Source organism: Sphingobium sp. SG1 (assembly GCF_057063145.1).
This window is the reverse complement of sequence record NZ_JBVVOJ010000008.1, coordinates 164,480-189,249: the sequence shown is the minus strand read 5'-3', so window position 1 is coordinate 189,249 and position 24,770 is coordinate 164,480. Positions and strand designations below refer to the sequence as shown.

Below are 24,770 nucleotides of genomic sequence, written 5' to 3'. Positions count from 1 at the left end.
GCCCGCATGCAGGGAGCCAGAATGCATCATGGCCCGCGCGGACATAAATTGGTGCGATGTCGGAGGGCGGATCGTCGTCATCGATGTTGCGCGCGACATCTACCTCCAATTGCCTCAGCATCTGGTCGAGGCCTTCCACGCCTTGCGACATAGCGGCGCCCGTGCCGATGGCCCCGCCCATCAGTTCGAGGCGCTCGCCCGGATCGGCCTTTGCGACGCGGATTTCGGCCGCCCTGCGGAGCCGAGCCATATCACGGTACCTGCGCAGGATGCGCCGCCGCCGGCCACAGCCGACATACAGCGCCGACCCCTTGTGACAGGTGCGACAGGGGCGGCGATCGTGCGGATCATCACCATGCGCCTTGCGGTGCGCCTCATTCCCCTGCGCCTCCTCATCCGGTGGGCCCGCCGCCTCCAGTCCCGCCCGTCGGTGCCCATGACGCCAGGCCAGGCAGCAGCCAGAACCGCGCTGTTCGTGCGGGCGCGGCAGCTATTTCCGGCGCGCGACACCTGCCTCCCCGATTCGATGGCGCTACTGCTTTTCCTGCGGTCGCGAAACATGGCCTGCCGCCTCGTGCTCGGCGTGCGCCTCGACCCGTTCGAGGCGCATTGCTGGGTCCAGGACCATGACATGATCCTGGGTGACACGCATGAGCGGGTCGCCTGCTTCACGCCGATCCTGCAGCTATGATGCTTGGCGCCTATCTCGGCGTGGTGACGCTGGAGCGCGACCGGCCGGCCCCGGCCCGAACCGCGGTCGATGCGGTTGCAGAGCGCCTAGGCCTGGCGCCCTGTGCCGTCTCGAGCGCTCACGCCTTGTTCGCGGCAGGTCCGACCCAGAGCATCGGCGGCGTTCCTGCAGACATTCACATAGTGGGGCCGGCCTTTTCGCGCGTACCGGGCGGATCCCCGTTCATAGGGGTCATCGATTCCAACGCCGCACCCGCTGCCTTTCTCGAAGCGATCGAAGCGCGGTGGGGCGCTTTCGTGGCCTGGACCGGCATCGAGGGAGCGGATGCGGTGTGTATCTATCGCGATCCGTCCGCGCGCTGCCCCTGCTACTACAGGCGCTGGGGCAGCGAACTGGTGATCGCGTCCCACTTGCCGTTCATCGAGGCGCTCACCGGTCGTGCCAATGCGATCGACTGGCCGGTCATCGAAGACGAACTGCTCTATCCGGACTTGGTGGGACGCGCGAGCGCCCTTGTCGGCATCAAGGAGGTTCTGCCAGGCGAGATCCTGCATATCGGGCCCGAGGGCGTCTATCATCATGCACTATGGAGCCCGGCCAAGTTCATAGACGCCGCGCCTCTCCCATCTTTCGCGCAGGCTCAGGACGAGGTCGCACGGGCGGTGGACAGCGCGTGCCGCGACTGGTCGCGGCAGGTCGGTCCGGTGGCGCTGGCATTGAGCGGCGGGCTCGATTCCTCGGTGCTCGCCGCGACGCTCCCCGGCCTGCGCCATGCGATCACCCTGGTAAGCGGCACAGGGAGCGGCGACGAACGCGCATTTGCCAGCGAGGTATGCCGGCGTCTCGACCTGCAGTCGCATCAATTGGACCTCTCCCCAGCCGACGTCGCCCTGTCCGTGTCGAGCGCGGCGCAGCGCCCCCGGCCCTCCACGCGCGCCTTCACGCAAAGCCTCGTCAAGCATGGCAGCGCTGTCGCCCATGACGTGCGCGCAAGGGCGATCGCCTATGGCAGCGGCGGTGACAATGTCTTCTGCTTCCTGCGCTCGGCGACGCCGGCAAGCGACAGGATGGCCGCCCACGGGCTGGGGGCGGGATATTGGCGCACGGTGATGGAGGTCGCCGCGGTAACCGAATGCTCGCCCTTCCTGATCGCCCGTCGATCGCTGCAGAAGCATCTGCGCCGCCGTCGGGCCTGGACATGGCCCCGGGACGAGCGCCTGCTCGCCACCGGGCTGATCGAGGCCCGCGCGTCTCATCCGCCGCATCCCTGGATCAACGAGTTCGCAGACCTTCCCGTCGGAAAGCGCGAGCATGTCGCGGCGATCATGCGCGGCCTTGCCCTTGTCGACTATCTCGATGGGGCGGACGGCATGCCGGTTATCTATCCGCTCCTGTCGCAGCCGGTGATGGAGGCCTGCCTGCGGCAGCCGACATGGCTCTGGTACGAGGATGGCATGAACCGGGCGATCGCGCGCCGCGCCTATGCCCCCAAGCTCCCGACCAGGATCGTCCAGCGTGCCTCGAAGGGCGGTTTCACCAGCCTCGTGCGAAGCCTTTATCTCCGCAACCTCGCCGCTATCCGTGCGATGCTGCTGGAAGGCGAACTATGCGCGCGCGGGATCCTCGACCGGCGGGCACTGGAGGCCAGTCTTGCGACGACGCCGGACGCGGGAGATCATCTCTATGTGCGGATCATGCGGTTCGTGGATGTCGAAGCCTGGCTCGCTGCCCGTCGCGGCTGACCCTGCTCAGCCTCATGGCGCTGCACCCTCGTTCGGCTTGAACCAGCGCTGGAACCAGGCGAGGTTTCGCTCATATACGGCGAGCCGATGGGCTGGCTGCAGCTTGACATGGCCCTCGCCCGAAAAGACGTACATCTCGGTCGGCCAGCCGGCATTCTTGACTGCCGCGTAGGTCGGCAATGCGAAGCGGAACTCCTCCTCGCCCGCCTGGATCAGCAAGGGAACCGGCGGCAGCGCCCCAAGATTGGGTGCCAGCGATCCCTGCTTCCAGAAGTCGGGGCGGTCCTCGTTGAACCTTGGATATCCCGACTTCGCATACCAGTCCTCGAATCCAGGGCCAAGACTGGCCATCATCGCCGGATCCTCGCAGCAGGTGCTGAGCGCGACGGCCTTGAACAGCCGGGAATGAATCAGTGCGAAGGTCGCTGTGGAGGCGCCGTCGCTTTGCCCGGTGATGCCGATGCGGGCGGGATCGGCGATGCCCCGCGCGATCAGGCGCTCGACGACGATCTCGAGGGAGGACTGGACGCTGCGCCGATCCAGCCAGTCCTTCTGGTTGGCCTGGAGGAAGGCGAAAAGATCGAGCGGCTTTCCCTGGAGGGCGTACCAGGGCGGCCGATTGAAGCTCAGGACGGCAAAGCCATGGGCCGCGAACAGCTGGATTGGGAATTCGTCAGCGGTCCCGCCGCGCAGGAAGCCGCGCGATTCATATTGGACGACAATGAGCGGCACGGGATGGCGGGGGCGATAACCGGAAGGAAGGACGAGGTCGGCAAAGGTCTCGATGCCGAATGCATTGCGCCAGACCAGGCGCTCGGGGGGGCGAAGCCGAATCGCGGCAAATTCCGGATTGGGATCATAGATCGTGCGGACCCTGGCCGTGTCCACATCGACGCCGATCACATGGCGGGGCGCAGTTCCCCCCTCCGCCGTGCAGACCAACTCCTCCGGCCCGAGCTGGCAGCCCAGCCAGGGATCATTGGTGCCAAGCAGCCGCCGAGGTGCGCCTGCGCCGAGGTCCCAGCGCATCAGGGCCAGTTCGCTGCGCGCCACGCCTTGTCGCTTGAGGAACAGGATCGTGCGATCATCGCGCTTCCACAGGCCGATCACGTCGATGCAGGCCGGCTGCGGGCAAGGCAGTTCGCGGCCGTTCACCGAGACATGGAGAATATTGGGCTTGAACAAGGCATCGGGGTTGGCCGGCGCCAGCCAGGCACGATCCGCGCCGCTGCCCAGCGGCAGGGCCTGGATCGCCCCAGTCGGCCAGCCCGGCGTGCCCGCCGGCTCTAGGACGAGGCGCTGTGCATCGCTTGCCGGGCGCATGGTCCGATCCGCCAGCGTGATGACATCGGCCCGGCTGGGGATCGGGGATGGCGGGTGCGGCCGGCCACCGGCCAGGGGCCAGAAACGCAGGTCGTAGCGCCATCCGCTCGGCGCCTCGCCGTCGATCCGCCGCTCCGCGTCGATCAGGCCAGCGCGGCTGGAATAGACGATCGCCTCGCCGCCTGGCAGCCACTGGAAATCGTCGATCGAGACGTTCGAATGCGTCAGTTGCGTCTCATCTGTGCCATCCGGGCGAACGAGGTAAAGCTGCATGATGCCGCCCACCGCCTTGGTGAATGCCAGAAGCTTGCCATCGGGAGCCCAGCGCAGGACCGAAGGCACCGGCGCGCCTGCCACAAGGCCGGAGAAGCCATATTTGTCGAAGGAGAGCCGGATGACCTCGCCGCCATCGGCGACGATCCGGGGCGGCGCGGCGCTCCGGGTCTCCTTCACCAGGATGCCGGTGCAGTAGCGGTTGGACGAGGGGTCGCCGCGACGAAGCTGCAATGCCACATGCCGGCCGTCAGGCGACAGCGCCGCCGGAGGCCCCGGATAGCTATCGAACTGCATGCCCCCGAAATCGCGCAGGCGGACAAGGTCGAGCGCGTTGATCTCGCGCCGAGCCTCGGCCGGCGCCGCGGCGGGCGGCAGCAAGTCGCAGGACGGCTGGCTTGCCCAGGATGCGACCGGCACCAGCGCCATGCCAAGGGCAAGGCCGCCAAGGGCGATACGTCGCTTCCCTCCGCGTGCGCGGCCAACGAAGCGACGACCCCGCCGTCGCGCTGCCACTTGCGTTGATCCAGCTGCGGGAAGATCAGGACCGGTCATCGCTCACCACTCCTTGGTCAGCGAGACGCTGATGAAGCGACCGATCGCGGACTGGTTGGTGGAATCGTAGCTGACATAATAGTTCGCCACCGCGCGCGCATAGGCAGGCTTGTCATTGAGAAGGTTGCGGACGGCCAGCGCGAAGCCGACGCCCGGGACCAGTCCTTCCTGCGATGGGCGGTAGACAAGCGCGAGATCGAAGGTCGTCTGCGATCCCACTCGCACAGCGGGGCTATTGCGGGTGTCGTCCACCCCGCCGGTATAGTTGGCAAAGGCGGATGCGCTCAGGGGGCCGCGCGTCCATGTCGCTCCGGCCCGGCCCCGCCAGTGCGGCGGGTTGAAGATCGTCCCGGCAAGGTCGGTATAAGGCAGCGACGGGTCGAGCCTCTGGCGTGACTGCAGCCAGGACGCCGAGCCTGTCAGAGACAGTTTGTCGCCACTATCGAGCTCAGCATCATAACGGGCCATGAGGTCGACGCCGCGGATCTTCTGCCGCGCGACATTGAAGAATGTATTGTGGACGGCGGCGACGACTGCATCCGGGGCGTAGGCCTGCCCCGAATAGTTGAAGAGCGGGACGGGCGATGCGGCGATCAGCGCCGCTTGCTGCTCGGCATCAGGATAGGGATCGACAAAATCGTCGAGGGTCAGTCGGCCGAGCGCATTGTAGAAGTCGGTACCCTGGAACGGCTGCGCTACCCGGTCGCGATAGGCGATCTCGAAATAGCTCGCCTCCAGCCGGAGCCCGGAAACAGAGCGGGGATGGGCGGCCAGGGTCGCCGACCAGGAGGTCGCGCGCTCGGGCTTGAGCGCCCGGTTGCCGCCATTGGTGAACAGCGCGGTCGCGCCCGCCGGGTAGCCCGAACCACCCAGGGTCGTCGCGTCGTACAGAAAGGCATATTGGGGCTGGTACTGCTGGTAGAGCGTTGCCGCCTTGAAGGATTTGCCCCAGGATGCCTTGAGGTCCAGGTCCGGGCCCGGCGCATAGATCAAGCCCAGCTTGGGTGTCAGCACGTCGTCGATACCGGGATATTTCTCGTAGCGCAGCGCGCCGGTGAGCGACAGGCGATGGATGGCGGCGACCGCCTGTGCTGGCGAGACCAGCGGGACGTAGATTTCGCCGAAGCCATAATAGCTGTCCTGGTGGACGTCGATCGGCTCTGGCAGGCTGGTGGAGCGGTTGAGATAGCCATTGTCGCGATAGCCGGCGCCGCCGGCGAACCTGACCGTGCCGGCGGGCAGGTCGAAGAGGTCACCCTGCGATGTCGCTTCGAGGGACTTGACCTTATTGCAGTAGCAATAGGGATAGGCGCTGACCGCGCCCGCCGCGGTGGTGGTGAACTGCCTGGTGTCGGTATGGTCCTCGCCATAGACGCCACTGATGGCAAAGGAGAGCGAGGGCGACGCCTCGAACGACAGCGACGGCGCGATCGCGAAGGACTGGTTGGTCGGCTCGGTCGTGTAGCGCGACCCGCCCGGCACTTGCAGGACGGTGGGAGCGCGCCGCCAATTATAGAGGCCGTCGATACTGAAGGTCAGGTCGCGGGAGAGCGCATGGTGCAGGCTCAGCACCGCGCTGTGCCGCTTCACGGCAGGCAGCAAGCTAGTATTGCCCGGCATATATTGGGTATAGCTGCGCTGCCGGGCGGTGATCGCGGTGTCGCGCTCGAAATCATAGGTCGCCATGAGGCCGCCGCCGTTCCAGGTCGTTCCCGCGACGAGGCTGTATTGCTGCTGCATATTGCCGCCGTCGGTCGCGGAACCAAGCCGCGCGGTAGCGGAGGCGCCTTCATAGTCCTTGCGCAGGATGATGTTGGCGACGCCGCCCACCGCATCCGAGCCGTAGAGCGCCGAGGCACCGTCAGCGACGATCTCGATGCGATCGACCGCGGCAAGCGGGATGGCATTGACGTCGATGGCCTGGGTGAAGGAGCCATAGGCGAGGCGATGGCCGTTGAGCAGGGTCAATGTCGCATCTGGCCCGAGGCCGCGCAGATTGATGCTCGAGCCCGAATTCTGGTTGTTATTGCTGCCGGGCGCGCCTGGCGCCACGCCCGGGTTCTGGCCACCACCAAAGCTCTGCGGCAGGGTGCGCACCGCCTCGCCGAGGTCGGTCTGCCCGGCCTGGGCGATTTCGCGGCTGCTCAGGACGGTGACCGGCGAGGCCGGCGGCGCTCCGCGAATGCGCGACCCTGTCACCAGGATCGCGGCATCCTCACCATGTTGGGCCGCTGCGGCTTGCGGCGCCTGCGATCGCCCCACGACGAGGACCGTGCCATCCCGCTCGACCGTGGACAGGCCGCTGCCAGCCAGCAGCGTGTCGAGTGCCTCCTTGAACGTATAGGCGCCGTCGAGAGCCGCGGCGGACTTGCCGGCGACCGCGTCGGAGGTGAAGATGATCTCGCGCCGGGCGGCGCTGCCGAGCGCTCGCAGCGCATCGCCGAGCCCCTGGGCAGGCAGGTGCAACTCCTGGCGTGGTTCCTGCGCCCCGACCGGAACGGCCAGCGCCCACAGGCTCGCCGCCAGGAAAAATGCACTCGTTCTCTTGTTGCTCATGGATACCCCCTTGTCCCGTTGCAGGCTGTTCAGGGGCATCCATGCCGGTCAGGCGAAATTTATGAGGGCGGGCACGAATTTTTTTCGTGCGCAGCGCAGCGTCGGCCAAGTGCGATCCCTGACGGGCCTTGGACGAGGGAGAGATCGAGCAGTTCTGCAAGGTTTGCGGCGAGGCGCGCGGGCTCGCGGACGCGGAAGATGCCCGAGACGCGCAGGTCGCCGAGCCCGGGCTCGGTCAGGAACAGGGGCCTGTCGGCATAGCGGTTCGCTTCCGCCAGCAGATCGCGCAGCGGCACGTTCCTGAAGTCGCGCAGGTCGCTCGGCCAGTCGGCCTGGACCACCGGGATTGCCTGAAGCGCTACCCCCTTCCCCCCACCGATCGCGATGCCATGGCCGGCGGTGAGGCGCGTTACCTCGCCGCTTTCTCGGGATGATCCTGCGGCCGTGCCCGAGGCGGGCTGGCGGACATCAACCTGGCCTTCGATAAGCGCGACGGTAGCGCCATGGCCACGAAGCGTCACATCGAAGATGGTGCCGCGCGCGAGGACAGAGCCCCCGCCGGCCGCGACGACGAAGGGCCGCGGCTCATGCGCGACGACAAAGCGCGCGCGCCCACGCAGCAGCGCCAGGTCGCGCCGCTCGGCCGAGAGGATGACGCGCACGCGGCTGTCGGCATCGAGGATCAGGCGGGATCCGTCGGCCAGCCGGAATGCCCGCACTTCCCCGGGCGACGTGGCGAGGCTCGCCTCGGCGACCGGTGCCCTGCCCGTTCCGTCCGCCTGGATGAGCGGATGGCCGGGGCCAATCGCGCGCATCGCGAGCACGGTCAGGCCGACCAGCATGGGAACGGACACGAGAAGGAACAGCAGCATGAGGACCGGGCTGCCCATCATCCGGGCGAGCAGCATTGGCTGTCCCGCAGGACGGCGTGCATCCGGGACCTCGACGGCGGGCTTCAGCCCTTTCCCGAGGCTGAACACCTCGCTGATATGGCTATAGGCCTGGCGATGCGCCGGATCTGCGGCAAGCCAGGTCTCGAACTCCACGCGCCGCGTCTCGGCTTCGGGACCGCGCATGAGGGCAAACCACATGGCAGCGTCCTCGCGCAGCTCGGGCGTTCGCAATCCATCCATCTGTGTCATTCGGTTTCAAGAGCCGTGGAGATTTGTGCCAGTGCCCGCCCGACATGATATTGGACGGTGGGAATGGAGATGCCGAGCCGCTCGGCGATCTCGCGATAGGTCAGTTCGTCGAGGCGGTGAAGCAGGAATGCCTCGCGGGTCCGGTCGGGAAGGCCCTGCACGGCATCCTCGTAACGCGCCATGAGGTCGGCATGCGCAAGGGCTTCCTCCTGGGCAGGCGGCACTGCAATGTCGGCTTCCTCGCCGATGGCGACATGGGCGGCAGCCATGCGGCGCGCGCGGCGGCGACTCCGTTCGAACAGGAGATTGCGAGCTATGCGCTGGAGATAGGGCGCCGGGTTGGCCAGGCCCTCGCGCGCCATGAAGGCGGCGAGCCGCGCGAAGGCTTCCTGCACGAGATCGGGCGCCTCGTCCGTCTCGCCGATGCGACGACGAAAGTAGCGGGCGAGGCGCGGCGCCTCCGCCCGGTAAAGCCCCTCGATCCTGTTGGCCTTGCCGCCAATCTCGTGCGCGTCTTCACCGGGGTCTTGGTCGGCGGGTTGCGCAGCGATGCGGCGTTCGCCGGCAAGCGCCCGGGCATGTCGCATTGGCATGGAAACGCACGACCTCGTCGGGCCAGCAGTCGTCGCGCCCCGGGACGGTCCGGGGTTGGCGAGAGCTAGCGACGCGCGAGGTCTTTAGAAGAACCCCTGCCACCCGACCGCAGGGACGGATGTAGTGATGCCTGGCAGAACAGGAGGGAGGCGGGTGCCGGCGATCAACGCCTCCGGAACCCATGATAGCCAAAGGTGCGAAGGGCGCAAGACGCCCGCTCAAGCCTGACCGGTAACGGCCCTGCGCAATTGGGCGATGCGCGACTGGCACAAGGCATGGACGCGCTGCCCAAGGATCTCGGCATGGCCGGCGAGCCATTCCAGGTCCTCGCGGCTGATCCTGTAATGGCGCGAATAGCGGCCCTTGCGATAGGCGTCCTTCAATTTCTGGTAGAGCGCGCGCTCCCGCCGCGTACCGCGCGGCCAGACGTCGAAGAGGCTGCGATCGATATCCTCGGCAAGGTCCCGCAGGAACAAAATATTGTGATCGTATGGCGTATAGAAAGTGAAAGTCAGCAATAGGCCCTGATAGAGATTCTCGACCGTCTGATGCAGAAGGAACGCTGCCAAATTGAAATGCTCACGGCGCATGGCGTCTTGGTAACCGCCAAAAAATTCTGCTGCGTCAGCCATATATTCGGCGAAATAATCCTCTGCAGCCGCCAAGGCCATGTCCGGCGTCTTGGGAACCGGCGTCTTCAGCGGCCGATCGTCGGATTCGTAGAGAAGGATGCCGTCGTTGAGGATATTCATGAAAAACAGTCGGCCATGCGCCAGCCCGTCGTTCACCTCCTGCAGCGAGTGAACGATGAAATTGGCGGGCGTGCCAAGGGTCTTCTCGAAATTATAGGCGGTGACGATCCGCTGGTCGGTCTCGTTCCAATAGGTTGCACGATCCGCCAGGTCCTTCTGGTTGACGATCACCAGCAGGTCATAGTCGGACTTGTACCGGTTGGCATCGAGCGGGGCATCCACCCAGTCGCCGCGGGCATAGGATCCGAACAATATGATCTTGAGGATCCGGCCGGACTTGCGCCGCCCCGTCGCCGCGACGGTGGCGTCGCGAAGCCCCTGGAACAGCATTTCCACGACAAGGTCCAACTCGCGCTGCTTGTGTAGCGGCAGATGATCGAGATCGCTGCGCACGGCTCAGGCCTGGCGCTCTCTGCCAAGGACGGGGACGGCGATGCGCAAAGCGTGCGAACTCCAAATGCGTGGGCAGGACCGGTTGCTATGCAGGGCCAGGCGAGCAAGCGGCACAAATATAGAACGGGAAAGCGTCGAAGCACAAGGTTGGAGGCGGCCGCTGCAAAAGCGATTGAAGATCCATCCCCGATCGACAGCGACCGGCCGATTGGCGTCCAGACCATCGCGACGAGGCCGTCCTGCCGCCGCGGGCCGGCGCCGTCCACGCGATCGATCTCCTCCGCGATGGAGTGATCGGCATGGACCAGACGGGACCGTCGACTGCCGCCGCGTGAAATTCCAAGCTTGCCCGATGGCGTGCCCCTGTTCCTGCGCATCGAAGGCGGCACGGGCATTGGCCGTCAGCGGGCCGGGATGATGCCATCGATCGCCACGAGGTAGCGAACTGCAAGTGCGATTTGCCGCCCCAACTTGGCGCCGGTCCGAAACCGGTCGCCGGGGACCGCGAGGAGATGCCTCGCGATACCAGCGACGCCCTGACGCCAGAGCCGTTCTTCTGGGACTCTATGCCCTAGCCCGCGGTCAGTTCCCGGACCGGGGCGGAGGCCCGCATGACCCCGACAAAGCTACTCATAGGACAGATCCTCATAGTGCTCGCGATAATACTCGCGGGCATCTGGACCGCCACGCAATGGGCCGCGGCGCAGCTCGCTTATCAGCCGGAGCTTGGCGCCCCTTGGTTCGTCTTGCTGGGCCAGCCGATCTATCATCCCTGGTCGATTTTTCCCTGGTGGTTTTCGTTCGACGCCTATGCGCCCGTCGTCTTCGACAAGGCGGGTGGCATCGCAGCCGCTGGCGGCTTCGTTGGCTGCGGCGCGGCGATCTTCGGTTCGATATGGCGCGCGCGCCAGTCCAAAAACCTGACCACCTATGGCTCGGCCCGCTGGGCGACCCACCGGGACATCAAGGGTGCCGGGCTCCTCGACCAGCGTGGCGTCGTGCTGGGGCGCATCGGCCGCGATGACTTGCGCCACGATGGCCCCGAACATGTCATGGCGTTCGCGCCCACCCGGTCGGGCAAGGGGGTCGGGCTTGTCATCCCCACCCTCCTTTCCTGGACCGGCTCTTGCCTCGTACACGACATCAAGGGCGAGAATTGGCAGCTGACCGCCGGCTGGCGCGCCCGCTTCTCGCACTGCCTGCTGTTCAATCCAACCGACGCTCGGTCGGCGCGCTACAATCCACTGCTCGAAGTCCGGCGCGGCGTGAACGAAGTCCGCGACGTCCAGAATATCGCCGACATCCTCGTCGATCCCGAAGGCGCGCTCGAACGTCGGAACCACTGGGAGAAGACCAGCCATTCGCTGCTGGTCGGCGCTATCTTGCATGTCCTTTATGCCGAGGAAGAGAAGACGCTCGCCCGCGTCGCGACCTTCCTGTCGGACCCGCAACGCAGCTTCGCCGCGACCCTGCGAAGGATGATGGCCACCAACCATCTCGGTACGGCAGATGTACCGCTAGTCCATCCCGTGGTCGCCTCTGCGGCCCGTGAACTGCTCAATAAGAGCGAGAACGAACGCTCCGGCGTGCTGTCGACCGCCATGTCGTTCCTTGGCCTATATCGAGACCCGACCGTCGCAGCAGTGACGGCAGCATCCGACTGGCGCATCGCCGACCTTGTCGAAGCGGCGCATCCGATCTCGCTCTACCTCGTCGTGCCGCCGTCCGACATCAGCCGGACCAAGCCGCTGATCCGCCTGATCCTCAACCAGATCGGCCGCCGACTGACCGAAGAACTGCATGGCGTCGGCAAAGACGGTGAGACCGCACAGGGCCGACATCGGTTGCTGATGATGCTCGACGAGTTCCCGGCACTGGGAAGGCTCGACTTCTTTGAGACGAGTCTCGCTTTCCTGGCGGGCTACGGGGTGCGCGCCTTCCTGATTGCGCAGAGCTTGAACCAGATCGAGAAGGCCTATGGCGAGCACAACGCCATCCTCGACAATTGCCATGTCCGCGTCGCCTTTGCGACCAACGACGAGCGGACCGCCAAGCGGATCTCGGACGCGCTTGGCACGGCGACCGAACAGCGCGCGATGCGCAACTATGCGGGGCACCGGCTCGCGCCCTGGCTCGCGCACGTCATGGTCAGCCGCCAGGAGACTGCGCGGGCTCTGCTGACGCCGGGCGAAGTGATGCAGCTTGCGCCGACGGACGGGCTGGTCCTGATCTCGGGACACCCCCCGATCCGCGTGAAGAAGCTGCGCTATTACGAGGATCGCCGGTTCACCGAACGCCTGTCGCCTGCACCGATATTGGATCGCGCCGGCTATCGTGACCTTCCGGCGGCTCGCCCGGATGACTGGGCTGGTCAGGTTCGCGGCGCAGACATGCGCCTGTCCACCGGCAGCGATGCTGATGAAGGAGCCGACGCCGGCGGCCTCGAGCAGGCCTGTCACCCCGCGCAGGAGATCGAACCCGCAATCGTCATCGAACCAGAGATCGCCGACCCCCTGGGCCTTGGCGAGGACGATGGAGACCAGGCTGCCGAGCGCCGCGCAATGGACCGGGTCCAGCAGCTCGGCGCCGCGCGCACGGTCTATGGCCTCGATGCCGCCTCTGGCCGTCCTGACGACCTGCAACTGGGATTCTGACCATGGAGAAGGTCCGCCATCAGCTGTTCCTGCCCAAGCCGGTGTCCGATCGGCTGGAAGCGCTTGCCGCCAGGCCCGGCACCAGCAAGTCGGCCATCCTCGTCGATGCAGTCACTGCCTGGCTCAATCGCCGGGGTGCATCGGAGCTGGAGGATCGGTTCGCGATCCGCCTCGACCGCCTCACGCAGGCGATCGGCCGGGTCGATCGCGACACCTATGTGATCCTCGAAACGCTCGCCCTCTTCATCCGGTTCGAGCTCGCGATCCAGACGCCGCTCGCCGAGAACGATCAGGCGGGCCGAGCGCTCGGCGCCAAAAGGTTCGAAGCCTTCGTCACCCAGGTCGGACGACAAGTCTCGACCGGTCGGCGCACGCTGGTTGCCTCGTCGGAAGATGGCAAATGATCGCCCGGCCAGCCCCTGCAGGGCCGACAACCTCGGCTGAGCGCCGTCGTCGAATGCTGATCACGGCTCTTGGCAGCGACATTGCCGCCGCGATGCGCGACCCGCTGGTCACCGAGATCATGGTGAACCCTGACGGGGCGCTGCGGCTTGATCGTCTTGGCGAAGGCCGTACCGACACCAAGGTCCGCATCGAACCCGAACAGGTCGAGCGGATCATCCGGCTGGTGGCAAGCCATGTCCGTGCCGAAGTCCATGCCGAGCACCCGATCATATCGGCCGAGCTGCCGCCGCATATCGAGGGCCGCGCTGGCGAGCGCTTCGAAGGCGTGCTGCCACCTGTGTCGTCCGCGCCGTGCTTCTCGATCCGCAAGCCTGCCACAAGGCTGCACACGCTCGACGACTATGTCGCCGATGGATTGATGTCGGAGGTCCAGGCAGACGCCCTGCGCGCCGCTGTCACCCAGCGCTTCAACATCCTCGTCGCTGGAGGCACCAGCTCGGGCAAGACGACACTCGCCAACGCGCTGCTCGCAGAGATGGCATGGGTGGATAGCCGCGTGATCGTCATCGAGGACACGCGCGAGCTGCAATGCCCGCTGCCAGACACCGTCGCGCTCCGTACCCGACCCCCGCACGTGTCGATGACCGAACTGGTGCGCTCGACTATGCGCCTGCGTCCCGATCGCATCGTGGTCGGCGAGGTCCGCGGCCCCGAAGCGCTCGACATGCTCAAGGCCTGGAACACCGGCCACCCCGGCGGGATCGCGACCGTCCACGCCAACGGCGCCATCGCCGCGCTCTACCGCATCGAACAGTTGGTGCAGGAGGCGGTCGTCACCGTGCCGCGCCAGCTGATCGCCGAGGCCATCGACATCATCGTTTTCATCTCCGGGCGCGGCATCGACCGCCGCGTCTCGACGATCGCGCGTGTCGCCGGGCTCGACCCCGACACCGGCGCCTACGCGCTCGCCGATCTTCCCAAGCTCAATCCCCCCAAGTCCAGCCCGAAGGAGACCTGACCCATGACCCTTGTCCGCAATCCCCGCCGCATCGCCAGCCGCCTGTCGCTTATGGGTGGTACGGTTGGCCTCGCGCTGACGCTCGCCACCCAGGTCCAGGCGGCCGGCTCCGGCATGCCGTGGGAAGAGCCATTGCAGCAGGTGCTGGAATCCGTGCAGGGTCCGGTTGCCAAGATCGTCGCGGTGATCATCATTATCGTGACCGGCCTGACGCTCGCTTTCGGCGAGAGTTCGGGCGGGTTCCGGCGACTGATCCAGATCGTCTTCGGCCTCTCCATCGCCTTTGCCGCCTCGAGCTTCTTCCTGTCCTTCTTCAGCTTTGGCGGCGGGGCATTGATCTCGTGACCGGTGCCATGTCCTTTGGGGCACAGCATATCGACGGCTACGAAGTGCCGATCCACGGCTCGCTGGGGTCGCCGCTCTTGCTCGGCGGCGCACCGCGGGGCCTCGCGATCGTCAACGGGACGCTGGCCGCAGCGGTCGGCCTTGGCCTCCAGCAATGGCTGGCCGGGGTGCTGCTCTGGGCCGTCGGCCAAAGCGTGGCCGTGATGGCTGCCCGCCGCGACCCGAGCTTCGCGCCGGTCCTCCTCCGCCACATCCGCCAGAAGGGATATTTCGCATGCTGAGGCACCTGAAATGATGTTCATGGGCGAATATCGCGCCTCCGCCGAGCGGCTTGCCGATCACCTGCCTTGGGCGGCGCTGGTGGCGCCGGGCGTGGTGCTCAACAAGGACGGCAGCTTTCTGCGCGTGCTTGCCTTCCGTGGTCCCGACCTCGAGTCCGCGACCGAGGGGGAGCTGGTCGCCGCCTGCGCACGGGCTAACAACGTGCTCAAACGGCTCGGCAGCGGCTGGGCACTGTTCTTCGATGCGGAGCGGCGCGAGGCGCAGGCCTATCCCGACAGCGCCTTTCCCGATGCCGCGAGTTGGCTCATCGATGGCGAGCGGCAAGCGGCGTTCGAAGCGGCAGGCACGCATTTCGAAAGCCGCTATCACCTGTCCCTGACGTGGCTTCCGCCCGCAGATGCTACCGACCGTGCGGGGCGGAGCCTTGTGGAGCGGCCCGATGGCGAAAATACACGCGACTGGCGCGGCGCACTGGAAAGCTTCGTTGCCGAGACCGACCGCGTGCTCGACCTGCTCTGCGGCTTCATGCCGCAGGTGCGCCCGCTCGACGATAGCGAGACGCTGACATTCCTGCATGGCGCGATCTCCGACCGTCATCATAGCGTCGCCGCGCCAGAAACGCCGATGTATCTCGATGGGCTGCTTGCAGATACGCCGCTGGTCGGCGGGCTTGAACCGCGCCTTGGCGACCTGCATGTCCGCACGCTGACCATCCTCGGCTTCCCGAGCCTCAGCCGTCCCGGCATCCTCGATGCGCTCAACCACCAGGACTTCGGCTATCGCTGGGTCACGCGCTTCATCGCGCTCGACAAGAGCCAAGCGACCAAGACGCTGACCTCGCTCCGGCGCCAATGGTTCAACAAGCGCAAGTCCATCACCGCAATTCTCCGCGAGGTGCTCTATAATTCACCCGCGCAATTACTCGACAGCGATGCCGACAACAAGGTGGCCGATGCCGACCAGGCGCTCCAGGTGCTTGGCGGCGACCATGTCGCATTCGGCTACCTGACCACGACGATCACGGTCAGGGACCGGAGCCGGGCGGCGGTGGGGGACAAGGTCCGCGCCGTCGAGAGGATCGTCAACGGGCTCGGCTTCACCTGCGTCCGCGAGACCGTCAACGCGGTCGAGGCCTGGCTCTCCTCGTTGCCGGGCCAGACTTACGCCAATGTCCGGCAACCGCTGGTGCATACGCTCAACCTCGCGCACCTGATGCCGCTTTCGTCGGTGTGGGCCGGGCCGGTGCGCAATGGGCACCTCGACGGACCGCCATTGCTGGTTGCGAAGACCGCCGGCTCGACGCCGTTCCGGGTTTCCACCCATGTCGGTGATGTGGGGCACATGATGGTCGTCGGGCCGACGGGCGCCGGCAAGTCGGTGCTGCTGAGCCTCATCGCGCTGCAATTCCGCAGATACCCGCGCGCGCAGGTCTATATTTTCGACAAGGGTAACAGCGCGCGGGCGGCCGTACTGGCGATGGGCGGCGCCCATCACGCGCTCGGTTCGGCCGAAGCCGACGGCGAGACGCTCGCATTCCAGCCGCTTGCGAACATCGACGATGCCGGCGAACGGAGCTGGGCAGCGAATTGGATCGCGGCGCTGCTCGCGCACGAGAGCTTGATCGTAACGCCGGAAGTGAAGGACGCGATCTGGACCGCGCTCGGCAGCCTTGCTTCCGCGCCGCGCGAGGAGCGAACCCTGACTGGGCTCGCGTTGCTGCTCCAGTCGAACGCGCTGCGCGTCGCGCTTCAGCCCTATACGCTCGAGGGCCCGCATGGCCGGCTGCTCGATGCCGCCGAACAGCATCTTAGCCTGGCCGACGTCCAGTGCTTCGAGACCGAGGCGCTGATGGGCCAGGCCGGCGCGGTCGCGCCCGTGCTGACCTATCTGTTCCACAGGCTGGAAGAGCGGTTCGATGGCCGCCCGACTTTGCTGATCCTCGATGAGGCGTGGATCTTCCTTGGTCATCCGCTGTTCGCCGCCCGCATTCGGGAATGGCTGAAGGTGCTGCGCAAAAAGAACGTAGCGGTGCTGTTCGCGACGCAAAGCCTTGCAGACATAGCAGGCTCCGCGATCGCGCCGGCCATCATCGAAAGCTGCCCGCAGCGGATTCTGTTGCCAAACGATCGGGCGATCGAGCCGCAGAGCCACGACATCTATGCGCGCTTCGGCCTGAACGATCGGCAGATCGATCTGATCGCGCGGGCCACCCCCAAGCGCCACTATTACCTCCAGTCCGCACGCGGCAACCGGCTGTTCGAACTGGGCCTGGGCCCGATCGCGCTGGCTTTGTGCGGCTCGTCTGATCCCGCAGCGCAAGCCCGGATCGATGCAGTCCTTGCCAAGCATGGGCACGGCCGTTTCGCTGAAGCCTTCCTGCGCGATGCCGGCCTCGGCTGGGCGGCCGATCTCGCCGCCGACTTCCCCGGTCCTCCCGCTTCCCAGGCACCCCAATAAGGAGACAAGTAATGCGTATCCTCACTCGAAAGCATGTGATCGCGACCGTCCTCGGCCTCGGCGCGTGCGGCGCGCTTGCCATGGGCGCGATGACGATGACGGCGAGCCCGGCACACGCCCAGTTCGGCGGCGTCGTGTTCGATCCGAGCAACTATGCGCAGAACATCCTGACCGCCGCACGCACGTTGCAGACCGTCAACCAGCAGATCCAGCAACTCCAGAATGAAGCGCAGATGCTGGTCAACATGGGCAAGAACCTGACGCGCGTCGACTTCCCGCAACTCGACGCCCTCCAGCAGAAGCTCGCGGAGATCGACCGGCTGATGGGTCGCGCGCAGGCCATTGATTTCCGCGTCGACCAACTGGACGACAAGTTCCAGTCACTGTTCCCCCAGGACTTCAGCTCTGCCTTGCGCACCGATACCCGCGTACGCGACGCGCGTGGACGCCTCGACGCCAGCATGGGCGCGTTCCGCCAGACGATGACCGTGCAGGCCCAGGTGGTCGAGAACATCCAGTCGGACACCGAGACGCTGGCCGACATCGTCGCGCGCAGCCAGGGTGCCGAGGGATCGCTCCAGGTCAGCCAAGCGACGAACCAGCTTCTCGCGCTCGCGGCAAAGCAGCAGTTCCAGCTCCAGCACATGATGGCCGCGCAGTTCCGCAGCGAGGCCGTCGAGCAAGCGCGTCGGGCAACGCAGGCGACGGAAGCCCGCGCGGCGACGAAGAAGTTCCTCGGTTCCGGATCGGCCTACACGCCTGAATAGCCCCCTCGGGCTCCAGGCCTGATCCGGTCCGCGATCGGCGGCGCTCCCTCTCATGCCGTCGATCGCGTCGCGGGGCGCGGTCCAGCTCCCCAGCCGCGCCCCGCGACACCTTTTCGCTCCATCAGGAAGGCAGTCATTTGAACGACCTCAATGTCATCGACCGCTTCCTTCAGGCGTTCATCACCTACATAGACAGCGGGTTCGGATTGCTTGGGCCCGACGTCGGGTTCCTGACCGCGACGCTGATCGGCATCGATATCACGCTCGCCGGTCTGTTCTGGGCGATGGGCGGCGAGGACAATGTCATCGGCCGGTTCCTGCGCAAGATCCTGTACGTCGGCGCGTTCGCCTTCATCCTGAACAGCTTCTCTCGCCTAGCCGACATCATCTTCCGCTCGTTTGCGCAGGCTGGCCTTACGGCCGGTGGCGGGACGCTCTCGCCCGATGACCTGCTCAAGCCCGGGCGGCTCGCGGGGACGGGCTTCTCGGCGGCATGGCCACTGCTCGAACAGGCGAGCGAAATGGTCGGGTTCACGACCTTCTTCGACAATTTCCTGACGATCATGGTCCTGCTGTTCGCCTGGGCGCTGGTGATCGTCGCTTTCTTCATCCTCGCGGTGCAGATGTTCGTCTGCATTCTCGAGTTCAAGCTGACCACGCTGGCCGGCTTCATCCTTGTCCCCTTCGCGCTCTGGAACCGAACGAGTTTCCTTGCCGAGCGCGTGCTGGGCAACGTCGTCTCCTCCGGCATCAAGGTGATGGTGCTCGCCGTTATCGTCGGCATCGGTTCCAATTTCTTCACCGAGTTCACCGACGCGCTGCAAGGCCAGGAGCCCCACATCGGCCAGGCCATGAGCCTTGTGCTCGCGAGCCTTTCCATGTTCGGCCTGGGCATATTCGGACCGACGATCGCTTCTGGCCTGGTGTCCGGCGCGCCGCAATTGGGCGCTGGCGCAGCCCTCGGCACCGCCGTCGGCGCTGCCGGGGTGACGATGCTGGCTGGCGGCGCCGCCGTGGGCGGAGCACGCGCCTTGGGTGGCGCTGCCCTCGGCGCCGTCCGCTCGGGCACGGCAATGGGGTCGGCCGCATCGACCGCCTACCAGCTTGGCCGCGAGACCGCCGCCACCCCCTCGGTCGGCGCGGGCCTCGGCGGCGTGGGCCGCGCCGCGGGGAATGCCGCGCGGTCGCGCGTGGGCGGCGCCCTTGGTCTCGGCGAAGCCGCGGCCGGCGGTCGTCAGGCCGCTTGGGACGCGCTCAACCAAAGCCCACCGCCATCCAATCCGATTGGAACGGGCGGCGGCGGGGAGGCGGGCGGGACGCCCGCCTGGGCGCGCGCAATGCGCAACCAGCAAACGAGCCGCCATCGCCAGAGCCAAGCGATCCACACGCTTCAGCAGGGCGATCGCGGCGGTGGATCCGCCACCCCGGACATCAAGGAAAGGAACGACTGAGCCATGTTCTTCAAGCGAAGCGCGCAGCGCTACGGGCGCACGCCACCTCCCGAGACGCCGTACCAACGCGCCGGCCAACTCTGGGACGAGCGGATTGGCTCGGCACGGGTGCAGGCGCGAAACTGGCGGTTGATGGCATTTGGTTGCCTCGCGCTGACCGCCGGCACCTCGGCGGGTCTCGTCTGGCAATCCTTGCAGAGCCGGGTGACGCCCTATGTCGTCGAGGTGGATCGGCTGGGCGAGGCGCACGCCGTACTGGCGGCCGATGTTGCGTATCGGCCGACTGACGCACAGGTCGCTTGGCACCTCTCGCACTTCATCACCAACGTCCGGTCGGTGTCGCTCGACCCGGTACTGATGCGCCGTGACTGGCTCGAGGCCTATGATTTCGCGACCAAGCGGGGCGCGCAGTTCCTCGGTGAATATGCCCGCTCGGCGTCGCCATTCGCCAATGTGGGGACACGCACAGTGTCGGTGCAGGTGACCAGCGTGGTGCGCGCGTCGGACAAATCTTTCCAGGTGAAGTGGACGGAGACGGCGTTCGAGCGCGGGTCGCAAGCGGGCAGCAGCCGCTGGACAGCCATCCTCACCACCGTCACGCGCCCGCCAGCATCGGCCGACGTCCTGCGCAAGAACCCTCTGGGCATCTACATCGATGCGATCGACTGGAGCCGCGAACTCGACACGACGCCCACTTCCTCGCCCACGGCGCGACCCGCACCGCAACCTGCCGCGACCTTGCCGATGGGATCGCCGCTCGATCACGACCTCCGGGCCCAGACCATGATGCCGGTTTCCCCCTATCCCCAGGAGAAGAATCCATGAAGTTAGTCCTTCTGCCGGCGATTGCCGGAATTGTCCTCGCATGCCCCGCGCTCGCGCAGGAGCGCTCCGCATCACCACTCAAGACGGTCCGGTCGGCGACGCGCAGCGCCACCGTGGAACCGGTCGCCCTCGGCTTCATCGCCGGGGCACAGGTCTATCCTTTCAGCGAGGGCACGATCTTCGCGGGTTATGCCGCGCCAGGGCTGGTGACTGACATCATCCTGCAGCCCGGCGAAAACCTCGTTGCGGTCGCCAGCGGCGATACCGCCCGCTGGGTGATCGGAGACACGACCAGCGGCTCGGGGGACGGCAAGCAGACGCATGTCCTGGTGAAACCGTTCTCGGCGGGCCTGCTGACGAACCTTGTCATCACCACCGATCGCCGCGCGTACCATGTCCGCCTGGTAAGCACCTCGGCGACCGCCCTGTCGTCAATGCGGTGGACCTATCCCCAGGACGAGTTGCTGGCGGTCCAACGCAAGGCGGAGGCCGCCCAGGTCGCGGCGCCGGTGGCCGCCGGCGTCGCCATCGATCAGTTGCACTTCCACTATGCGGTCAGCGGCGACCGTCCTGCATGGCGTCCGCTCCGCGCGTTCGACGACGGGGCGAAGACCTATATCGAGTTCCCCACGTCGCTTGGCGTCGGCGAGGCGCCACCCCTGTTCGTCCTTGGTGCCGACGGAAAGGCTGAACTGGTCAACTATCGGCAGCGCGACCGCTTCTACGTCGTCGACCGGATCTTCGACGCCGCCGAGCTTCGCCTCGGCCTCAAGAAGAGCCAGGTCGTGCGCATCGACCGCGTATCGCGTCCGACCAAGCGGAGGGGCGCATGACCGACACGCTCGCCACGGAGCAGCCGACCACCTCGGCGGCGAAGCTCGATCCCGAGACGCTGAGCATTCGCTCGCGACCGGCGCGGGCGATCCGCTTTCGCCGGGGCGCGATCATCGGCGCAGCCGCGCTCGGCTCGGCCAGCCTCATAGGCGTCGCCTGGATGGCTTTGAAGCCGCAGGTTTTCCAGCACGTCGTCCAGGACAGCGAACTCTCGCAGCCGATGGCAAAGTCGGCCTCGGACGCGCTGTCCGGATTGCCCACCAGTTATGGCGATACGCCCAAACTCGGTCCGCCATTGCCTGGCGACCTGGGTCGACCGATCCTTCGTGCGCAGGAACGGGCGGAAGCCGCGACCGCGTCCACGCCGGTCGATACCGCTGCGGCGGCACGCCAGCAGCGGCTAGCCGATCTCAAGGCTGCAAGAGAGTCGGGGCTCATGGCGCAGACCACCAGCGGCCGCGGCGCGGCGGGCCCGGCAGGCGCAAGCGCCACGACGCTCGATACCCAGCCGGCCAATCCGACCGCCACCGGAACCCGCAAGGAACAGTTCGCGTCGACCCGGGACGCCGGTGGTGATGTCAATTCAGGAGTGTTGGTGGCGCCGATGTCCCCCAACAGCCTGCTTGCCGGCAGCGTAATCGCAGCAAGCCTCATCACCGGGCTCCACTCCGACTTGCCTGGCATGGTCACCGCGCAAGTAACGCAGAACGTATTCGATACGGTCACGGGCAATATCCTGCTCGTGCCGCAGGGTGCGCGTTTGATAGGCAAATATGACTCTGTCGTCGCCTTTGGACAGCGCCGGGCGCTAGTCATCTGGCAGCGCCTGATCTTGCCGGATGGCAGTTCGGTGCGGCTCGACAACATGCCGGCGACTGACGCGGCGGGTTATGCCGGGCTCGTCGACAAGGTGGATTTTCACACTTGGACCCTGCTCAAGGGCGTCGCCATCGCCACGATGCTGGGAGTCGGATCGGAGCAGTCGATCTCTGGCGAGAGCGATCTCGTGGAGGCGATCCGAGAGTCTGCCCAGTCGAACACCGCGAGGGCCGGCGACCAGATTACACAGCGCAACCTCGACATCCAGCCGACGATCACGATCCGGCCCGGCGCGCCCGTCCGCGTGCTGGTGACCCGCGATCTCATACTGGCGCCATGGCGCAGAAATGCAGGGAACTGACACATGGTCGATATCAAACTCGCAAGGTTGCCCGATCGCACGCCGGTCAAGCTGGCCATTACCATCACCCCGGATTTGCAGAGCGCTCTCAACGACTATGCCGCCATTTACGCCCAGGCCTACGGGCGTGAGGAGCCGGTGACCGAATTGATTCCGGCGATGCTGACGTCGTTTCTCGAAAGCGACCGCAACTTCGCACGTGCGCGCGAGGGCGCGCGGAAGGGGCGACCATGATCGAGCGGGCTTGGGAGCAGAAGATCGAGCCGCTGACGGTGCGTATTTCGACCGCTGTCCGCATCACTGGCCTCAGTCGTTCGCGCATATACGAGCTCATTCAATCCGGTGACCTCGACACGGTGAAGGTCGGGAGAGCCACCTTGGTTCAGTATAAAAGCTTGAAAGCTCTAACTCAGGTTCGAGGAGGACTCGGAAATTGAGCGGTGTTAATTTTCGCTAAGGATCTATTTTGGCGGAAGAGCCGCGATCATCGACTGCCGCCAATGCAGCCGCTGCGTGCCTCCATGATGAGAACACGGCCCCCGTTTTGTTGTGCTTTGCAAACTCGCTCTGCAACTTATTTCCGATTGGCAGCGTTTGGCGACCTGAAAGGAGATGTATTATGGGTCTCTTCCGAGCGCTTTTGGTTGGCGCGGCTGGCTTTGCCTTATACAAGTATGTCACAAAAGAGCGATGCGATGTTGTTTCTTCAGCGGATTGTCCTGATGTGCGTGATGCGGGACCGGAAAATATGACGAACCCGCCGCGTTCATGGGATAAGGAAGATGAAGCAAGCGATGAAAGTTTTCCGGCGAGCGATCCGCCCGCTACTTATTGAATCATAATAATATTTGCGCACGACCATACGAAGGTAGAAGTCCGATAGTTAATGCCGCAGCGCTTGATGCCCATTTCGCCAAGCCGGGGCTGGTCGAGCCGCATTTTAGATATCGGGGAGCAATTGGTCCGCCCTCCCCCAAAGCGCGAGATTTTTCAGGGATGCACGCTTTAGCATTTGGGTCGCATCGCCGATATGCCAAAAAGAGGGCTTTTCAAGATCGCGCAGTTCTTCCCAGGTTACCGGGACCGCAATCGGGGCGTGTTCGCGGTTGCGCGCGCTATAGGGCATGACGGCGGTCGCGCCGCGCTGGTTTCGCAGATAGTCGATGAAGATCCGTCCCGTCCGTTTGGCCTTTGAAAGGGCGGCGGTGAAACGGGCTGGCTCCGACTGCTCCAGCGCCATGGCAAAGCGGTTGGCAAAGTCCTTCACCACTCGCCACTCCGCCGACGGCGTGAGGGGCGCGATGACATGAACGCCTTTCCCGCCGGTCACCATCGGAAATGTCGTAAGGCCCATTTCGGCCAAAAGATCACGCACATGCAAGGCGGCCGACACGACAACCTTGAACCCAAGGCTCTCGTCAGGATCGAGGTCGAACACAAGCCTGTCCGCTTTCTCGACGTCCTCGATTCGCGCGCCCCAGCCGTGGAATTCGATGGTGCCCATCTGCACGCACGCCAGCAGGCCAGCGGGCGTATCAACGAAGAGATAGGCTTCCTGATGCCCATATTTCTCCCGGATACCCACTTGTTTTACTGCATCGCCAAAGCTGCCGGCGTCATGCTTCTGGAAAATGCACTTCTTCGCTCGGCCCTGCGGGCATCGGACCAGGCTGATTGGTCGGCTTCCCGCCCATGGGAGCATGATCGGCGCGACGGTTTCGTAATAATCCGCCAGCTGCCCCTTGGTGAGCTTGCCTTCGGGAAAAATCACCCTGTCGCGGTTGCTAATCTTGACCGTGCTGGCTGGCGCAGCAGTGACGACGTCCACCGCTGCTTCCTTCTCGATCACCACCGCTTCCGGCTTCTTATCCTCGCGCAGCCCCAGATAACTGGGGTGACGCAAGACGCCTTCGTCCGTGAATTCTAAATACGCGATTTCCGCGACAAGCTTCGGCTCGATCCAGCGTGCCCCGCGCACGGTGGCACGCGGGGCCTCGACAGTTGGCACCTTTCGCGCGAGCGGGGCCATGATTTCCAATAGCCGCTCGATCTCGTCGCCGGTGAAGCCGGTGCCTACCTTCCCGGCATAGCGAAGCTGGCCAGCTCAAGGGCCATGGTTTTGAGATCGTGCGCTACCGTGAAGATCGCGGCGCGTTCACCGCGCTGCGTCAATTGGAAGAAGTTCCGGGAATGGCAGGGAATGCGGATGGGCTGGATGATATCTTGATGATCTGATCCACTTTGTCAGATACAAAGACGCCGCCCCGTAAGGGGCGGCGTCCTGAAGCTCGATAGAGACTTATTCCTTGGCGCCGGTGCCCGGTTCGGTCGTCTTGGGTGCCTTGCCGTCTTCGACGCGACCTTCGTTGCGCAGATCGCGGCCTTCCTGGGCCTTCTTCTTCGCTTCGGCGGTGTCGCCGTGTTCGTTCATCTCTTCCTTGACGAAACCGGCAGCTTCCTTGGCTTTGCCTTCAATGCTCATGATGCTCTCCTTCAAATGGAATGGCTGTAAAACACGTGCTGAGGTGAGG

General features: G+C 65.5%; 22 protein-coding genes and 1 pseudogene. 16 read left to right on the top strand and 7 right to left on the bottom strand.

The window, feature by feature from the left end; translation table 11 throughout:
• Positions 1-28 precede the first annotated feature (28 nt).
• Both AC0KVN_RS18075 and AC0KVN_RS18070 read left to right on the top strand, forming a co-directional pair.
• Complete coding sequence (locus AC0KVN_RS18075; protein ID WP_048939334.1) at positions 29-691, top strand: lasso peptide biosynthesis B2 protein; 663 nt, start codon at positions 29-31, stop codon at positions 689-691.
• A complete protein-coding gene (locus AC0KVN_RS18070; protein ID WP_483656246.1) occupies positions 688-2,433 on the top strand; it encodes an asparagine synthase-related protein in 1,746 nt (581 codons plus the stop codon). Before AC0KVN_RS18075 ends, AC0KVN_RS18070 begins: the two co-directional genes overlap by 4 nt.
• Positions 2,434-2,445: 12 nt before the next feature.
• On the opposite strand, the gene AC0KVN_RS18065 is transcribed toward AC0KVN_RS18070, so the two are convergent.
• The 5 genes from AC0KVN_RS18065 to AC0KVN_RS18045 form a co-directional block, all read right to left on the bottom strand.
• Positions 2,446-4,545 (bottom strand): Atxe2 family lasso peptide isopeptidase, encoded by a 2,100-nt coding sequence (locus AC0KVN_RS18065; RefSeq protein WP_483656245.1) that lies wholly within the window; start codon positions 4,543-4,545, stop codon positions 2,446-2,448.
• Between the two features lie 42 nt (positions 4,546-4,587).
• The gene (locus AC0KVN_RS18060; RefSeq protein WP_483656244.1) at positions 4,588-7,140 is read right to left on the bottom strand and encodes a TonB-dependent receptor domain-containing protein; all 2,553 of its coding nucleotides are present in this window, start codon (positions 7,138-7,140) and stop codon (positions 4,588-4,590) included.
• Positions 7,141-7,199: 59 nt separating this feature from the next.
• Entirely contained in the window at positions 7,200-8,282 is a 1,083-nt protein-coding gene (locus AC0KVN_RS18055) for a FecR family protein (RefSeq protein ID WP_483656243.1), read from the bottom strand.
• Positions 8,279-8,869, bottom strand: a complete 591-nt coding sequence (locus tag AC0KVN_RS18050) for an RNA polymerase sigma factor (protein WP_483656242.1) — start codon at positions 8,867-8,869, stop codon at positions 8,279-8,281. Before AC0KVN_RS18050 ends, AC0KVN_RS18055 begins: the two co-directional genes overlap by 4 nt.
• 225 nt (positions 8,870-9,094) lie before the next feature.
• Positions 9,095-10,021 carry a HEPN domain-containing protein gene (locus AC0KVN_RS18045; protein WP_483656241.1) on the bottom strand — a complete coding sequence of 309 codons (927 nt, stop codon included), beginning with the start codon at positions 10,019-10,021 and terminating at the stop codon, positions 9,095-9,097.
• Positions 10,022-10,632: 611 nt separating this feature from the next.
• On the opposite strand from AC0KVN_RS18045, the gene AC0KVN_RS18040 reads away from it, so the two are divergent.
• From AC0KVN_RS18040 to AC0KVN_RS17975, 14 genes are all read left to right on the top strand, one after another.
• Complete coding sequence (locus AC0KVN_RS18040) at positions 10,633-12,675, top strand: conjugal transfer protein TraG (RefSeq protein ID WP_483656240.1); 2,043 nt, start codon at positions 10,633-10,635, stop codon at positions 12,673-12,675.
• A 2-nt stretch (positions 12,676-12,677) separates the two neighbouring features.
• On the top strand, positions 12,678-13,079 hold the full coding sequence (locus AC0KVN_RS18035) for a CopG family transcriptional regulator (RefSeq protein WP_483656239.1): 402 nt from the start codon (positions 12,678-12,680) through the stop codon (positions 13,077-13,079).
• Positions 13,080-13,132: 53 nt separating this feature from the next.
• The gene (trbB, locus tag AC0KVN_RS18030; RefSeq protein ID WP_483656238.1) at positions 13,133-14,098 is read left to right on the top strand and encodes a P-type conjugative transfer ATPase TrbB; all 966 of its coding nucleotides are present in this window, start codon (positions 13,133-13,135) and stop codon (positions 14,096-14,098) included.
• A gap of 3 nt (positions 14,099-14,101) precedes the next feature.
• Positions 14,102-14,443 carry a TrbC/VirB2 family type IV secretion system protein gene (locus AC0KVN_RS18025; protein ID WP_421122094.1) on the top strand — a complete coding sequence of 114 codons (342 nt, stop codon included), beginning with the start codon at positions 14,102-14,104 and terminating at the stop codon, positions 14,441-14,443.
• Between the two features lie 8 nt (positions 14,444-14,451).
• A complete protein-coding gene (locus AC0KVN_RS18020; RefSeq protein ID WP_416462454.1) occupies positions 14,452-14,724 on the top strand; it encodes a conjugal transfer protein in 273 nt (90 codons plus the stop codon).
• Positions 14,725-14,734: 10 nt separating this feature from the next.
• Entirely contained in the window at positions 14,735-17,182 is a 2,448-nt protein-coding gene (trbE, locus tag AC0KVN_RS18015; protein ID WP_483656237.1) for a conjugal transfer protein TrbE, read from the top strand.
• Between the two features lie 11 nt (positions 17,183-17,193).
• The gene (gene trbJ / locus AC0KVN_RS18010; RefSeq protein WP_483656236.1) at positions 17,194-17,949 is read left to right on the top strand and encodes a P-type conjugative transfer protein TrbJ; all 756 of its coding nucleotides are present in this window, start codon (positions 17,194-17,196) and stop codon (positions 17,947-17,949) included.
• Between the two features lie 137 nt (positions 17,950-18,086).
• Positions 18,087-19,400, top strand: a complete 1,314-nt coding sequence (gene trbL / locus AC0KVN_RS18005; RefSeq protein ID WP_483656235.1) for a P-type conjugative transfer protein TrbL — start codon at positions 18,087-18,089, stop codon at positions 19,398-19,400.
• A 3-nt stretch (positions 19,401-19,403) separates the two neighbouring features.
• On the top strand, positions 19,404-20,225 hold the full coding sequence (gene trbF, locus AC0KVN_RS18000) for a conjugal transfer protein TrbF (RefSeq protein ID WP_026109539.1): 822 nt from the start codon (positions 19,404-19,406) through the stop codon (positions 20,223-20,225).
• The gene (trbG, locus tag AC0KVN_RS17995; protein WP_185706575.1) at positions 20,222-21,058 is read left to right on the top strand and encodes a P-type conjugative transfer protein TrbG; all 837 of its coding nucleotides are present in this window, start codon (positions 20,222-20,224) and stop codon (positions 21,056-21,058) included. The genes trbF and trbG overlap by 4 nt, the downstream gene beginning before the upstream one ends.
• Positions 21,055-22,239: a TraB/TrbI/VirB10 family type IV secretion system protein gene (locus AC0KVN_RS17990; protein ID WP_421122098.1), complete on the top strand. Its 1,185-nt coding sequence runs from the start codon at positions 21,055-21,057 to the stop codon at positions 22,237-22,239. Before trbG ends, AC0KVN_RS17990 begins: the two co-directional genes overlap by 4 nt.
• Positions 22,240-22,242: 3 nt before the next feature.
• Entirely contained in the window at positions 22,243-22,473 is a 231-nt protein-coding gene (locus tag AC0KVN_RS17985) for a DUF2274 domain-containing protein (protein ID WP_421122099.1), read from the top strand.
• Positions 22,470-22,676 (top strand): MerR family transcriptional regulator, encoded by a 207-nt coding sequence (locus AC0KVN_RS17980; RefSeq protein WP_185706568.1) that lies wholly within the window; start codon positions 22,470-22,472, stop codon positions 22,674-22,676. Before AC0KVN_RS17985 ends, AC0KVN_RS17980 begins: the two co-directional genes overlap by 4 nt.
• Before the next feature lie 182 nt (positions 22,677-22,858).
• A complete protein-coding gene (locus tag AC0KVN_RS17975; protein WP_185706566.1) occupies positions 22,859-23,074 on the top strand; it encodes a hypothetical protein in 216 nt (71 codons plus the stop codon).
• Between the two features lie 105 nt (positions 23,075-23,179).
• Here AC0KVN_RS17975 and ligD read toward each other — a convergent pair.
• Positions 23,180-24,340 (bottom strand): annotated as a pseudogene (gene ligD / locus AC0KVN_RS17970) (DNA ligase D); the annotation flags it as partial.
• Between the two features lie 198 nt (positions 24,341-24,538).
• Entirely contained in the window at positions 24,539-24,721 is a 183-nt protein-coding gene (locus tag AC0KVN_RS17965) for a hypothetical protein (protein WP_185706564.1), read from the bottom strand.
• Positions 24,722-24,770 lie beyond the last annotated feature (49 nt).

What these genes read in the sequence shown, in the direction of transcription:
- AC0KVN_RS18075 (WP_048939334.1), top strand. Translation starts at nt 29, where the DNA reads ATGGCCCGCGCGGACATAAATTGGTGCGATGTCGGAGGGCGGATCGTC.
- AC0KVN_RS18070 (WP_483656246.1), top strand. Translation starts at nt 688, where the DNA reads ATGATGCTTGGCGCCTATCTCGGCGTGGTGACGCTGGAGCGCGACCGG.
- AC0KVN_RS18060 (WP_483656244.1), bottom strand. Translation starts at nt 7,140, where the DNA reads ATGAGCAACAAGAGAACGAGTGCATTTTTCCTGGCGGCGAGCCTGTGG.
- AC0KVN_RS18055 (WP_483656243.1), bottom strand. Translation starts at nt 8,282, where the DNA reads ATGACACAGATGGATGGATTGCGAACGCCCGAGCTGCGCGAGGACGCT.
- AC0KVN_RS18050 (WP_483656242.1), bottom strand. Translation starts at nt 8,869, where the DNA reads ATGCGACATGCCCGGGCGCTTGCCGGCGAACGCCGCATCGCTGCGCAA.
- AC0KVN_RS18040 (WP_483656240.1), top strand. Translation starts at nt 10,633, where the DNA reads ATGACCCCGACAAAGCTACTCATAGGACAGATCCTCATAGTGCTCGCG.
- AC0KVN_RS18035 (WP_483656239.1), top strand. Translation starts at nt 12,678, where the DNA reads ATGGAGAAGGTCCGCCATCAGCTGTTCCTGCCCAAGCCGGTGTCCGAT.
- trbB (WP_483656238.1), top strand. Translation starts at nt 13,133, where the DNA reads ATGCTGATCACGGCTCTTGGCAGCGACATTGCCGCCGCGATGCGCGAC.
- AC0KVN_RS18025 (WP_421122094.1), top strand. Translation starts at nt 14,102, where the DNA reads ATGACCCTTGTCCGCAATCCCCGCCGCATCGCCAGCCGCCTGTCGCTT.
- AC0KVN_RS18020 (WP_416462454.1), top strand. Translation starts at nt 14,452, where the DNA reads ATGTCCTTTGGGGCACAGCATATCGACGGCTACGAAGTGCCGATCCAC.
- trbE (WP_483656237.1), top strand. Translation starts at nt 14,735, where the DNA reads ATGATGTTCATGGGCGAATATCGCGCCTCCGCCGAGCGGCTTGCCGAT.
- trbJ (WP_483656236.1), top strand. Translation starts at nt 17,194, where the DNA reads ATGCGTATCCTCACTCGAAAGCATGTGATCGCGACCGTCCTCGGCCTC.
- trbF (WP_026109539.1), top strand. Translation starts at nt 19,404, where the DNA reads ATGTTCTTCAAGCGAAGCGCGCAGCGCTACGGGCGCACGCCACCTCCC.
- trbG (WP_185706575.1), top strand. Translation starts at nt 20,222, where the DNA reads ATGAAGTTAGTCCTTCTGCCGGCGATTGCCGGAATTGTCCTCGCATGC.
- AC0KVN_RS17990 (WP_421122098.1), top strand. Translation starts at nt 21,055, where the DNA reads ATGACCGACACGCTCGCCACGGAGCAGCCGACCACCTCGGCGGCGAAG.
- AC0KVN_RS17985 (WP_421122099.1), top strand. Translation starts at nt 22,243, where the DNA reads ATGGTCGATATCAAACTCGCAAGGTTGCCCGATCGCACGCCGGTCAAG.
- AC0KVN_RS17980 (WP_185706568.1), top strand. Translation starts at nt 22,470, where the DNA reads ATGATCGAGCGGGCTTGGGAGCAGAAGATCGAGCCGCTGACGGTGCGT.
- AC0KVN_RS17975 (WP_185706566.1), top strand. Translation starts at nt 22,859, where the DNA reads ATGGGTCTCTTCCGAGCGCTTTTGGTTGGCGCGGCTGGCTTTGCCTTA.
- AC0KVN_RS17965 (WP_185706564.1), bottom strand. Translation starts at nt 24,721, where the DNA reads ATGAGCATTGAAGGCAAAGCCAAGGAAGCTGCCGGTTTCGTCAAGGAA.